Consider the following 12,767-nt stretch of genomic DNA (forward strand, 5'->3'; position numbering starts at 1 on the left):
GGACGTAGTGGGTGGTGCAGGATTCGTCGTTGGTGTTCAGGGTGGACAGGACCTTGGCGATCTCCACCGGGGCGACGGCGCAGCCCAGGCGTGAGCCGGTCATGGCGAACTTCTTGCTGAAGGTGTACAGGATCACGGTGCGCTCGGCCATGCCCGGAATCGAGGTGATCGAGCTGGAGACGCCTTCGTAGCGGGTCTCGAAGTAGGCCTCGTCCGAAAGCACCCAGAGGTCGTGCTCGATCGCGATCTGCGCTATCGCCTCGCGCTCGGCGGCGGTGGACTCGGCCGAGATGGGGTTCTGCAGGTCGTTGTAGATGATCGCTGCCGTGTTCGGCGTGATCGAGGCCCGGACCTGGTCCAGGTCGATCGCGAAGCCCGTGCTGGTGGGCACGTAACGGTACGGCACGGCCACCCCGCCCAGGTACTCGATCTGGGATTCGTAGATCGGGAAACCCGGGTTCGGGTACAGCACTTCCTGGCCGGGGTTCATGACGGCCTGGAGGAACTTGGTGATCACGGGCTTGCCGCCGGTCATGACCACCACGTTCTCCGGGGAGAATTCAATCCCGCGCCGTGAGCCGATGTCCTCAGCCAACGCTTCACGCAGCTGCGGGATGCCCGGCCCGGGGCAGTAGCCCGTGTACCCGTCGGCGATCGCACGGTTCATCGCCTCAACGATGTGCGGTGCGGTAGGGATATTGATATCGCCAAGATGGAACGGGAAAACCTCGTTCCCCTTCGCCTTCCAAGCCGCCGCTGCCTGCGCGACGCTGAAAGCGGTCTCAGTGCCCAGACGTTCAAGCCGGTGCGCGAGTTTCTGCATGATTCTTTCACTCCTCATCGCGTTGACGATTGACTCATTCAGATCGGCAACGCTGTAATTTGACTTTTAGAACCGGTTCTTCTGAGGGCGCGTCCTTGCCGCCCCGTGGAATCCCACTGTGTGAGGACTTGAAGTCTCACCTGCGGAGAGATCTTGGTCGGGGCCGGGCCAGGGAGCCTCCCCAGGACTGGCCCGGTCCCGTTTGGAGGCTCTGGATCGCAGAGCTTCCTGACCCGTTACCTGGCGTCAGTGCCATGCAGTCAGGTGCGGGTAGAGGGGGTGCGCTTCGGCGAGGGCCTCCACGCGGTGACGCAGTCCGGACAGGTCTGCTTCGGCGTCGGCGGTCAGTGCCTCGGCGATGATGTCCGCGACCTCGGCGAAGGCGGCTTCGCCGAAGCCGCGGGTGGCCAGGGCCGGGGTGCCGATGCGCAGACCGGAGGTGACCATCGGCGGGCGCGGATCAAACGGCACCGCATTGCGGTTCACGGTGATGTCGATCGCCGCGAGACGGTCCTCGGCCTGCTGCCCGTCGAGCTCACAGTTCCGCAGGTCCACCAGAACCAGATGCACGTCTGTTCCGCCGGAGACCACGGAGATCCCCTTGGCCGTGACGTCGGGCTGGACCAGGCGCTCGGCCAGGATCCGGGCGCCGGCGAGCACGCGCTCCTGCCGTTCCTTGAACTCCTCGGACGCAGCGATCTTGAAGGCCACGGCCTTGCCCGCAATCACGTGCTCCAGCGGGCCGCCCTGCTGGCCAGGGAACACCGCCGAGTTGATCTTCTTGGCGACGTCGGCGTCGTTGGTCAGGATGATCCCGCCGCGCGGACCGGCGAGGGTCTTGTGCGTCGTCGACGTCGTGACGTGCGCGTACGGGACCGGCGACGGGTGCAGACCCGCGGCAACCAAACCGGCAAAGTGCGCCATGTCCACCATCAGGTAGGCGCCCACGGAGTCGGCGATCCGGCGGAACTCTGCGAAGTCCAGCTGCCGGGCGTACGCGGACCAACCGGCAACGATCAGCTGCGGCTTGTGCTCCTGGGCCAGCCGCTCCACCTCGGCCATGTCGATCCGGTGGTCATCCTCGCGGACCTGGTACGGGACCACGTTGTACAGCTTGCCGGAGAAGTTGATCCTCATGCCGTGCGTCAGGTGACCGCCGTGCGCGAGGTTCAGGCCCATGATCGTGTCGCCGGGCTTGATCAGCGCGTGCATCACCGAAGCGTTCGCCTGGGCGCCCGAGTGGGGCTGCACGTTCGCGTACCCGGCGCCGAACAGGGCCTTCACACGGTCGATGGCCAGCTGCTCGATCACGTCAACGTGTTCGCAGCCGCCGTAGTACCGCTTGCCCGGGTAGCCTTCGGCGTACTTGTTCGTCAGCACCGACCCCTGCGCCTGCATCACCGCAGCCGCCGTGTGGTTCTCCGACGCAATCATCTCCAGGCCAGAGCGCTGACGGCCAAGTTCGTCATCGATCTTCGCCGCGATCTCCGGATCCAGCTCCGCGAGATCAGCGTTCAGGCTCGGAGACACGACCTGCTCAAACACCGCGGCCGCGGCCTGTGCGGCGCTCACAGCTCGCCGCCGTTCTTGGATGCGTATTCCTCGGCCGACAGCAGCGGGCCCTCGGACTCGGTCGCCACCTTGAACAGCCAGCCGGCACCATAAGGGTCACTGTTGATCAGGGCCGGGTCGGAGACCACGCCATCGTTGACCTCGGTAACCTCGCCGGTAACCGGGGCGTAGAGGTCCGAGACGGACTTGGTCGATTCCACCTCGCCGCAGGTCTCGCCTGCCGTCACGGTGGAGCCGACCTCGGGCAGGTCCACGTACACGATGTCGCCCAGGGCATCGGCCGCGACGGCCGAGATTCCAATGGTCGACGGGCCGGAGCTGTCGGTGGCTACCCACTCGTGCTCGGCGGAGTACTTCAGCTCGGCGGCAACTTTGCTCATTTCAAATCCTCACTTTGTTTGGTTCGATAGGCAGGCTGGTCTTGACCAACCGGTCTGCGGAACGGGCTACTTTTCGCGCTTGTAGAACGGCAGGGCAACAATTTCGAACGGTTCGGCCGTGCCGCGGAGGTCGATGTCCAGTGCCGTGCCAGGTTCGGCGTACGCGACATCGACGTAGGCCATGGCGACCGGGTAGCTGAGGGTTCGGCTGGGCTGGCCCGAGGTGACTTCACCGACCACGTTGCCGTCTTTGAGGACGGGGTAGTGGCTGCGACCGGCGCGGCGGCCCAGTCCCTTCAGGCCGACGAGTTTGCGGCCCGTAGACGAGCCTGCGCCTGCTTCCTTGATCCCACGAAGAGCAGACTTGCCGACGAAGTCAGATTCCTTGGCCAGCGACACCACCGGTCCCAGGCCAGCGGTGTAAGGGTTTCCGTCACGGGAGAGCTCGTTGCCGTAGAGGGGCATGCCCGCTTCCAGGCGGAGGGAGTCGCGGGCTGCCAGACCCGCGGGGATGAGCCCATGCCCTTCGCCTGCTTCAAACAGCGCCTCCCACTGGCCCGGGGCGTCCTCGTTGGGCACGTAAATTTCGAAGCCGTCCTCGCCGGTGTAACCGGTGCGGGCCAGCAGCAACTCCGGCCCGTTGATCTCGACCTCGACCGCGGCGTAGTACTTAAGTTCTGTGACGAGCGAGTGGTGATCGGCCGGGACCAGGGTCAGCAGGATGGCTTCAGCGTTCGGCCCCTGGATGGCGATGAGGGAAGTCTCGGCGGAAACGTCCTCCACCGTGACATCAAATCCGGCTGCCCTTTCCCTCAGGGCTGCGGCCACGACCTTGGCGTTGCCTGCGTTGGGAACGACGAGGTACTTGTCCTCGGTCCGGCGGTAGGAGATCAGGTCGTCGATGATGCCACCGTCTTCCTGGCAGATCAGGGAGTACTTGGCCTTGCCGACGGCCACGGCGGAAATCTTGCCGGCCAGGGCGTAGTCCAGGAACGCGGCCGCGTCCGGGCCGGTCACCCAGACTTCGCCCATGTGGGAGAGGTCAAAGATGCCCGCCGACTTGCGGACGGCATGGTGCTCGGCGAGTTCGGATTCGTACTTGGACGTGGCCTCCTCGCGGCGGATGTGCTGCTCCCGGGTCTGCAGCGCGAGGCGGTAGGTGGGGACACCGGCGTTGTCCTTGGAGACACCCACGAGGCGGCCGGGCAGGGAACGTTCGAGGCCCTTCTGCACAGCCATGTAGGCCGCGTGCGGACCGCCGAAAAACAGCGGCACGCCGAAGCGCTGGGCGGTTCCGACGGCGATGTCGGCCCCCTGCTCGCCCGGAGGCGTGATCAGCGTCAGCGCCAGCAGGTCCGCTGCCACGGTCACCAGCGCGCCGCGTTCCTTGGCGGCGGCGATCACGCCGGAGTGGTCGAAGACCCGGCCCGAGACGCCGGGCTGCTGGAGCACGACCCCGTTGATGTCGCCGTCGGGCAGCCCCTGGGACAGGTCCGCCACCTCAACCTCAAAGCCGAGAGCTTCAGCGCGGCCCTTGACGATTGCAATGGTCTGCGGCAGGCAGTCGGCGTCCAGGACGGTCTTGCCCTCGTTCTTCTTGTTTGCCCGGCGCATCAGCAGCACGGCCTCGGCCACGGCCGTGGCTTCGTCCAGCAGGGAGGCGTTGGCGACCCGGAGCGCGGTCAGGTCCTGAACCATGGTCTGGAAGTTCAGCGGCGCCTCGAGCCGGCCCTGCGAGATCTCCGGCTGGTACGGCGTGTAGGCCGTGTACCAGGCCGGGGCCTCGAGGATGTTGCGGCGGATCACCGGCGGCATCACGGTGTCGTAGTAGCCCTGCCCGATCATCTGCACAGCCGTCTTGTTCTTCGCTGCGAGCTTCCGGAGTTCAGCCAGGACCTCAACCTCGCAAAGCGCAGCGGTGAGCCGGAGGGCGTCCTCCTGGCGGATGGACGCCGGAACGGCGGTGTCCACCAGGCCATCGACGCTGTCGTAGCCGACGGCCTTGAGCATGGTGCCGACATCAGCCTGGCGGCGCGCGCCGATATGCCGGTCAACGAAGGCATTGGGTTTGGATTGCAGGGTCATGAGGAACTCCAAGGTGGATGACATGCCGGTAAAGGACATCCGGGTCTGGGTTCCTCCCCGCTCTGTATTGGACCTGAGAGTTTCCGCGGGGTGGTTGCCCGCTTGCACCGTCGGTGAGCCAGGCATGTGCATGGCTGCTTTCCAGAGTTGCCTCGCCGTGGCGGTACGGGGGCCTGAGAGATTCCTGGGGAGGATTTGCTCCTACGGCGCCTGCCCGGTGATGACCGGGAGGACTCTCCCGCCACGACTCAAAAGGCCGATGAACTTTTGGTGATTCGCTTCACACCGTAGAGGAGACGCAAGCAGGGCCGCAACCCAGCTTTAGCTCTTCTGTACCTTGTGCCTAATCCCTTTCATCTACCCGCATTGATCAGGTGGGGCCGCACTTGCTGTACTGACTGTCACCCGAATGACCCAAGTCCCTGGCCGCCTCCAACGCCAGCGGCAAGAATCCAGAACGAGGCCTCATCGAGTTATGTCCACGACAGAAGAAATGAACCACTTAGCGTCTCCGCTCGCCCCGGAGTGGCTCAAGGTGCCCGGCGACCAGAACGACCTCAACCCCCTGATTTGGCCCTTGGGAGTCTCTCGGTCCGAGGAAGGCGAAATTTCTGTTTCGGGCGTGCCCGTGGCTGAGCTGGCGGAACGGTTTGGGACACCTGCCTATGTCCTCTCCGAAGATCACTTCCGCGCACGGGCCCGGGCCTTCTACAACGCGTTCAACGACGCGTTTGCTCCCCTTTGCGGTGGGGTCGATGTGTACTACGCCGGAAAGTCGTTTCTTTGCGTCGAAGTGGCCAAATGGGTGGAGCAGGAGGGGCTGCGGCTCGACACCTGTTCGGGAGGCGAACTGGCGTTGGCGGCGCGGGCAGGAATCGACGGTTCAAAGCTGGGCCTTCATGGCAACAACAAATCGGATGCCGAAATAAACCGTGCCCTGGATATGCGCATTGGCCGCATCGTCGTCGACAGTCTTCAGGAGCTTGAACGGGTCGCAGAAATTGCCCGGGTCCGTAGCCTGCGCGCCCCTATCCTACTCAGGCTCACCCCCGGTGTTCACGCGGAAACCCACGAATTCATCGCTACCGCCCATGAAGACCAAAAGTTCGGCTTGTCCATGGCATCAGTGAACGGCGAGGACTCCCCCGCCTGGCAGGCCGTTGCTGCAGCCCTGGGACATGACAGCCTCGAACTCCTGGGCGTGCACTGCCATATCGGGTCCCAGATCTTTTCCCCGGAAGGGTTCGCTCTGGCCGCCGAGAAGCTTCTGACCTTCATTGCATCAGTCCGTGACCTTCATGGGGTGTCGCTGAAAGAGCTTGACCTCGGAGGCGGATACGGCATCGCCTACACCGACGTGGACCAGCCACAGGCGCCGGAGGAACTAGCGAACGCGATGGCACAGGTGGTGGGCGCAACCTGCCGCCAGCTCGGGATCGACGTTCCCCGGATTTCCATCGAGCCGGGCCGCGCGATCGTTGGAAGCTCAACGTTCACGCTCTACAAAGTCGGTACATTGAAAACAATCCACGTCGAGCGCGGTGGGGACACATTCGAACGCCGATACGTGTCGGTAGACGGCGGAATGAGCGACAATCCCCGTCCGGTCCTCTACGGTGCAGCCTACTCGGCGTCCCTGGCTTCGCGACGTTCCGATGCCCCGCCGGTGCTCTCCCGGGTCGTCGGACGCCACTGCGAGAGCGGCGACATTGTGGTCAAAGACGCGTATCTTGCCGCCGACCTGCGCCCCGGCGACCTGCTCGCGGTGCCGGGAACCGGCGCGTACTGCTGGGTGCTGGGAAGCAACTACAACTACACCCCACGCCCTCCCGTTGTCGCCGTTTCTCAGGGACAAGCGCGCCTCATCATCCGAGGTGAAACCGAGGACGACCTGTTCCTGCGTGACGTTTCGTGCTGATCCTGCGCCGCCCCCGCCGCCTCCCTCTTCACCCTGCCGGTTCGAAAGGCCTATTACCAAAATGACAGACCATCTCCCCCAGACTGAACCGTCCGTCCAGGGCATCCCCTTCTGGAAAGCCCACGGAACGGGCAATGACTTCGTCCTCATTGCCGATCCGGCAGGCGACCTGGCCATCAGCCCCGTCATGACGTCCCAAATCTGCGACCGGCATAGGGGAATCGGTGCCGACGGCCTGATCCGTGCGGTCCGGTCGGAAAGCATGCCCGAAGGCCGCGATGTCCTGGCCTTCGCACCGGACGCCGAGTGGTTCATGGATTACCGCAATGCCGATGGCACTGTGGCCGAGATGTGCGGCAACGGCGTCCGCGCGTTCGTTCACTTCCTGCTCTCAACCGGCCTCGCCGACCTCGCGGAGGGATCTGCCCTCACAGTGGGGACCCGCGCAGGGGCAAAGAAGGTCACGCGTGTCGGGCGCGATTACGAGATCGACATGGGCCCCTGGCGCAAAGCATTCCCGGAACGCAGTATCGACGACGGCACCGACGCTGCGGTGGCTGTACCCGGCGCCGACGCAGTCCGCGGGCTGTCCATTGACATGGGCAACCCGCACACCGTCGTGATGCTGCCGGCTGGCACGCTCCTCGCAGCTCTCGACCTGACCAGCAAGCCCGAAGTCAGTCCACTCCCCCGGCGGGGAACCAACGTGGAATTCGCCTTGCTGGACGAAAGCGGCGACCCGGAACTTCCCCGTGTGATCAACATGAGGGTGTACGAGCGCTCCGTCGGCGAGACGCAGGCCTGCGGAACGGGGGCCTGCGCGACCGCCGCCGCCGTCCGCCTCATGACAGGCCTTCAGGACGCCCAGTGGACCGTCCAGATGCCCGGAGGGCCCGTCCTGGTGAGTTTCCAAAAAGAACGCGGGATGGGAGGAGCCGCACGAGAGCACGTCTTCCTGCGCGGCCCAGCCAGGATGGTCGCCAAGGGAACAATTGACCCCGAAATGTGGGACGCTCCGCAGGTCAACACCGAGACCGCAGGCGTTCTTGAGGGGGCCCGATGAGCGCCCAGCCCGACTCAATGACGCCCACCAGGCCGTTCGGTCTCGGCCTTCCTGACTACCCTTGGGACGCGATGGCGCCGTACAAATCCATCGCAGCCAGGCATCCGGACGGGCCTGTGGATCTCTCCTTGGGCACGCCCGTGGATCCCACCCCCGAGGTCGTCCGCGAGGCCCTGATCCGGTCAGCCAACGCCCCGGGCTATCCCGGTGCGCACGGCCCCGTCGCCCTCCGGGAGACGATTGCACGATGGTTCGCCCGCAGGCGGGGAGTCGGCAACCTCGACCCCCAAAGCATCATGCCGTCGGTTGGCTCAAAGGAGCTCATCGCCTGGTTGCCGTTCATGCTGGGTCTCGGGCCAGGCGACGTGATCGTCCGGCCCCGGATCGCCTATCCCACCTACGACATTGGGGCCACGCTGTGTGGCGCAACAGCAGTCGCCACCGACTCCCTGGAGGAAGTGGACCCTGCAGTGCTGCGAAGGGTGCGCCTGGTCTGGGTCAACTCTCCGGGGAACCCCACCGGTCAGGTGCGCGATGCGGCGTCCATGAAGGCACTCGTCGCCAAGGCCAGGGCCGTCGGGGCCGTCGTCGCCTCCGATGAATGCTATGCGGAACTCGGCTGGGATCCGTGGGACATGGACTCCGGCGGGCAGCGCGTACCGTGCGTCCTGGACCCGGAAGTTTCCGACGGCTCCAACCAGGGCCTACTGTCTCTTTACTCCCTAAGCAAGCAATCAAACCTCGCCGGTTATCGTGCTGCGTTCGTTGCCGGCGACGACAAGATCATGGCGAGCCTGGTCAACACCCGGAAACATGCCGGCATGATCGTGCCGTCACCGATCATGGCGGCGATGGAAGCGGCTCTCAGCGACGATGAGCACGTACGCGTCCAAAAGGCCTCCTACCGTCGGCGCCGGGGGATTCTGCTCCCGGCACTGCAAAGTCTCGGGTTGAAGATTGAGCACTCTGAAGCGGGCCTTTACCTCTGGGCAACTGCAGGCCAGGACACGTGGCAGACCGTGCAGTTCCTGGCCGAACTCGGCATCATCGTCGGACCGGGATGCTTCTACGGGAAGGCAGGCGAGGGCTATGTCAGGTTCTCCATCACCGGATCTGATGAACGGGTAGCAGCAGCCGCGACGAGGTTGGAAGCCGCCGAGTTGCCGGAAGGAAACCGTCCCTAAGCGACGGATGCCCTCCTCGCCTCTCATGAAGGCAGGCTGGCGACCACCGCAGGAAGGTGGTCTCCAGCCTGCCTTTTGTTGCCCGCTCCAGCTACCGGCGGCGGAGTGAGGCTGCGCCAGCCGCCCAGTTTCCCGGCAGCCCTGCCGTCCCTATTTCTCCGGGTGCAGGCGTGCCTGCTCCACGAGTTCGGTCATCCACAGCCGGTGCCCGCGGTGGTGGATCATTCCTTCCGGCAGACCGCGGACGGAGGCGCTGGTGCCCGCGGCATCTATGGTGACCGGCCCGGCGCCTGTGGGTGCGTTGGAGATGTGAAGGTCGCCGAAGGATTCCGGCAGGACGGGATCCAGCCACAGGCCGTTCTGGGACACGTAGACGTCGTAGCGCATCAGGCTCGTGAGCAGGAAGATCGGGGTCGTTGCGGCCCATGCCTGCGGTGAGCACGCCGTCGGATAGGGAACGGGCTGCGCGAACCGTTCCCGGTCAAAGCCGCAGAACAGTTCCGGCAGGCGCCCGTCCGAGTAGTCCGCCGCTTCCAGCAGTGCCACCGCTATCTGCTGCGCCTCCGTCACGAAACCGTAGCGGATCAGCCCCGCCACAATGACCGCATTGTCGTGGGGCCACACAGAGCCGTTGTGGTAGCTGGCCGGGTTGTAGGCGCCCATGTCCGATGCCAGGGTTCGTACTCCCCAGCCGCTGAACATCTCCGGGGACATCAGCCGCTCGACCACCTTCGGCACCTTGTCCTCGTCGACGATGCCGTACCAGAGGCATTGGCCCATGTTGGACGTGCAGGCGTCGACGGGCTGCTTGTCTTTGTCGAGGGCAACGGCATAGTAGCCCCTGTCCGGCAGCCAGAATTGCTCGTTGAACCGCTGCTTCAGCCGTGCAGCATGTTCCTCCAGCTCGGCGGCTAGGGCACTGTCGCCTGCATCGTGAGCCATCCAAGCCCTGGACATGTAGGCGCTGTATACGTAGGCCTGCACTTCGCACAGTGCGATGGGCGGCTGCGCCATACGGCCGTCGGCGAAGTTGATGCCGTCCCACGAGTCCTTCCAGCCCTGGTTGATGAGGCCTTGGTCGTTAAGCCGCTCATATTCGACAAAGCCGTCCCCGTCCTTGTCGCCGTAATCCCGGACCCAATCCAGTGCGCGGTCGGCATGGGGCAGCAACCCGGCGATGGTCTCTTTGGCAAAGCCCCAGCGGTTGACTGCTCCCAGTACGTTGACGAACAGTGGGGTGGCATCGACGCTGCCGTAGTAAGCATTCTTGCCGCCCAGTGAAAGGCCACTGGAGATGCCGAGCCGGACCTCGTGGAGGATCTTGCCGGGTTCCTCCTCGCTCATCGGATCCACCACCCGGCCCTGAAGCTCCGCAAGAGTCTGCAACGTACCCAAGGCCAGGGAGGGGTCTACGGGCAGCGCCATTTCCGAAGCCCACAAGGAGTCGCGGCCGAACAGTGTCATGAACCACGGCGCCCCGGCTGCCACAACCACCCTCTCCGGATGTTCGGCGTCTTCGATCCGCAACGCGCCGAGGTCCTCATAACTGCGCCGCAGGGTTCGTTCGATGGCGCGGTTGCCCAGCCGCACGACGGGTATCTTTGCCACCCATTCCCGCTGCCGCTTGTCGCGCAACAATTCATCCGCGGCGGCATGGGCGAACGGCGCGACCGGGATGTGACCGTCAGCTGTGGGCACCACGTTCAGCCGGACACCCCAGTTTCCTTTCGGGGGGATCACGACCTCGTGGGCAAAGCCTTCCGCCGTGGCCCCGCCAGGGTCTGCGGTGATGATGACACCCTTGTGATTGTCCTGCCAGCTGGCGCGGATCGTCAGGGAATGACCGTCGGGATGCCGCGTCTGCTCCCACTGCCGTTGAATGCGTGCTTCCTTCACCTCGAAGAGGTCTGCAAAGTCAGCCTCGGCGCTGAGGCGCACGACGCATGCGGCAGGCTCCAGAGAAAAGTTGTGGATGGTGACCTGTTCCAGGAGGCCGGCGCCCACGTCGCGCTGCCGCTCCACGAGCAGGGGGCTGTCCGCATACCCGTCCGAGCGGGGGACCCTACCGGCGAAAAGCGCCCTGTAAGGCTCCTTCGTCTCCGCCACCAACGGCTCGATCGGCTGGCCGTTGACAGTGAGGTTCCAGTGGGACAAAATCCGCGTATCCTGATAGAAAACCCCGTGGGGCAGCTCGGGGTGGATGTCCCCGTTGGGCTGCGAGATGCAGAAAGACGATCCTTCGACCAAAGTGACCGTTCCGGCGCCGAGCGGCCCGGCAGCTGTATCGGCGTTCCATCCCGCCATCTCCGGCTCCTTCACGTGGATCGGGGCGGTGCAGCCTCACAAGGAACAATCCCTGGGTTCCGGCACCGCGTTCACGCTGTAATGGAGGTTACGCCTGTCCTGTGCTGCCAGCCAGAGCGGCAGGCGTCCAGCCTCGAGACCACGGGCCATCGGTAAGCGCGGCAAGCTCCCCTGCTTAAGCTAAAGCGGGCTGGAGGCCTGTGAGAGGCCTCCAGCCCGTTTTGCGTTGCTGAAAGAATTGGCTGCCAGTGGCGGGCCCGAGATCTATACCGGCTTGCCCGGCTGGTCAGTTGGCGTGCAGGGCGTCGTTCAGTTCCACGGTCTGGCCCCGGCGGGGCAGCACTTCAACCTCACCGGTGGTGGAGTTGCGGCGGAAGAGCAGGTTCGGCACCCCGGACAGCTCCACGGCCTTGACGATCTTGCTGGTGTCCTCGCCGTCGGGGTCCTTGGGGCCGGCAATGCGGACCCGGGTGCCCGCCGTGACGTACAGCCCGGCCTCCACCACGGAATCGTCCCCGATGCTGATGCCGACGCCGGAGTTGGCGCCCAGGAGGACCCGCTGGCCCAGCGACACCCTTTCCTTGCCGCCGCCGGAGAGGGTGCCCATGATCGAGGCGCCGCCGCCGACGTCGGTGCCGTCACCGGCCACCACGCCGGCGGAGATGCGGCCCTCAACCATGGAGGTCCCCAGCGTGCCTGCGTTGAAGTTCACGAAGCCTTCGTGCATGACGGTGGTGCCGGATGCGAGGTGGGCACCCAGGCGCACGCGGTCGGCGTCGGCGATGCGGACGCCTGCGGGAACGACGTAGTCCACCATGCGCGGGAACTTGTCCACCCCGTAGACGGTGACCGCTCCGCGCTTGCGGAGCTTGGCACGGGTCAGTTCGAACCCGTCCACGGCGCAGGGGCCGAAGTTGGTCCAGACGACGTTCGGGAGTTTGCCGAAGATGCCGTCCAGGTTGATGCTGTTGGGCTCGACCAGGCAGTGCGAGAGCAGGTGCAGGCGCAGATAAGCGTCGGCAGTGTCGCGTGGCGGTTCGTCGAGGTCTATCTCCGTGAGGACGACCTTCAGGTGCACCTGCCTGTCGGCGTCCGCCCCGTCAGCAGCGAGCTGGGGCAGGTCAGGAGCGGGGCTCGTCGAGGGTTCAGGCTCCCCGAGCCGGGGGGCCGGGTACCACGTGTCCAGCACGGTGCCGCTGTTGGACACCGTGGCCAATCCCCACGCGTGGGCCAATCTGGCTCCGGCCGCCGCAGGGGTTTCTTGAGGGAGGGTCTGTGTCATGGGAAAGACTTTAGGGGCGGACGGACCTCCCCGTCCCTGATCGAGGTAAAGAGTTTCTGTAGCCCGACTGTTCACCTTCTGGTCCTGCAAGGGTTGTCCCCGATGCCCGCAGTGCGGTTGATTGATTGGGTCAATGGTGTTTCAGATCACCACGCC

At 65.1% G+C, this 12,767-nt stretch carries 8 protein-coding genes, 2 pseudogenes and 1 riboswitch; of the genes and pseudogenes, 3 read left to right on the plus strand and 7 right to left on the minus strand.

The genetic code is table 11. The features are described from left to right. From E1809_RS24480 to E1809_RS27590, 5 genes and pseudogenes are all read right to left on the minus strand, one after another. On the minus strand, window positions 1-823 hold an 823-nt coding region (locus E1809_RS24480; protein WP_133206842.1), incomplete at its 3' end, for a pyridoxal phosphate-dependent aminotransferase. 246 nt (window positions 824-1,069) lie between these two features. Further along, on the minus strand, window positions 1,070-2,395 hold the full coding sequence (glyA, locus tag E1809_RS24485; protein ID WP_308167018.1) for a serine hydroxymethyltransferase: 1,326 nt from the start codon (window positions 2,393-2,395) through the stop codon (window positions 1,070-1,072). Beyond that, complete coding sequence (gene gcvH / locus E1809_RS24490; RefSeq protein WP_133206843.1) at window positions 2,392-2,775, minus strand: glycine cleavage system protein GcvH; 384 nt, start codon at window positions 2,773-2,775, stop codon at window positions 2,392-2,394. Before gcvH ends, glyA begins: the two co-directional genes overlap by 4 nt. 66 nt (window positions 2,776-2,841) lie before the next feature. Next, window positions 2,842-3,876, minus strand: a pseudogene (gcvT, locus tag E1809_RS27585) (glycine cleavage system aminomethyltransferase GcvT); the annotation flags it as partial. Continuing rightward, window positions 3,877-4,860, minus strand: a pseudogene (locus tag E1809_RS27590) (glycine dehydrogenase); the annotation flags it as partial. It lies immediately after the preceding pseudogene. A gap of 151 nt (window positions 4,861-5,011) precedes the next feature. Next, window positions 5,012-5,111: riboswitch (glycine riboswitch) on the minus strand. 242 nt (window positions 5,112-5,353) lie between these two features. On the opposite strand from E1809_RS27590, the gene lysA reads away from it, so the two are divergent. From lysA to dapC, 3 genes are all read left to right on the plus strand, one after another. Beyond that, window positions 5,354-6,778, plus strand: a complete 1,425-nt coding sequence (lysA, locus tag E1809_RS24500) for a diaminopimelate decarboxylase (RefSeq protein WP_374102716.1) — start codon at window positions 5,354-5,356, stop codon at window positions 6,776-6,778. Between the two features lie 61 nt (window positions 6,779-6,839). Beyond that, the gene (gene dapF, locus E1809_RS24505) at window positions 6,840-7,841 is read left to right on the plus strand and encodes a diaminopimelate epimerase (protein WP_133206846.1); all 1,002 of its coding nucleotides are present in this window, start codon (window positions 6,840-6,842) and stop codon (window positions 7,839-7,841) included. Beyond that, window positions 7,838-9,025, plus strand: a complete 1,188-nt coding sequence (gene dapC, locus E1809_RS24510; protein WP_285895730.1) for a succinyldiaminopimelate transaminase — start codon at window positions 7,838-7,840, stop codon at window positions 9,023-9,025. Before dapF ends, dapC begins: the two co-directional genes overlap by 4 nt. Before the next feature lie 150 nt (window positions 9,026-9,175). Here the strand turns inward: dapC and E1809_RS24515 are convergent, their stop codons facing one another. Together E1809_RS24515 and dapD are read right to left on the minus strand one after the other, a co-directional pair. Further along, the gene (locus E1809_RS24515; RefSeq protein ID WP_133206847.1) at window positions 9,176-11,329 is read right to left on the minus strand and encodes an amylo-alpha-1,6-glucosidase; all 2,154 of its coding nucleotides are present in this window, start codon (window positions 11,327-11,329) and stop codon (window positions 9,176-9,178) included. 286 nt (window positions 11,330-11,615) lie between these two features. Continuing rightward, complete coding sequence (dapD, locus tag E1809_RS24520) at window positions 11,616-12,611, minus strand: 2,3,4,5-tetrahydropyridine-2,6-dicarboxylate N-succinyltransferase (protein WP_133206848.1); 996 nt, start codon at window positions 12,609-12,611, stop codon at window positions 11,616-11,618. Window positions 12,612-12,767: the final 156 nt, after the last annotated feature.

It is taken from the genome of Arthrobacter terricola, from assembly GCF_004354015.1.
GTDB classification, from domain to species: domain Bacteria; phylum Actinomycetota; class Actinomycetes; order Actinomycetales; family Micrococcaceae; genus Arthrobacter; species Arthrobacter terricola.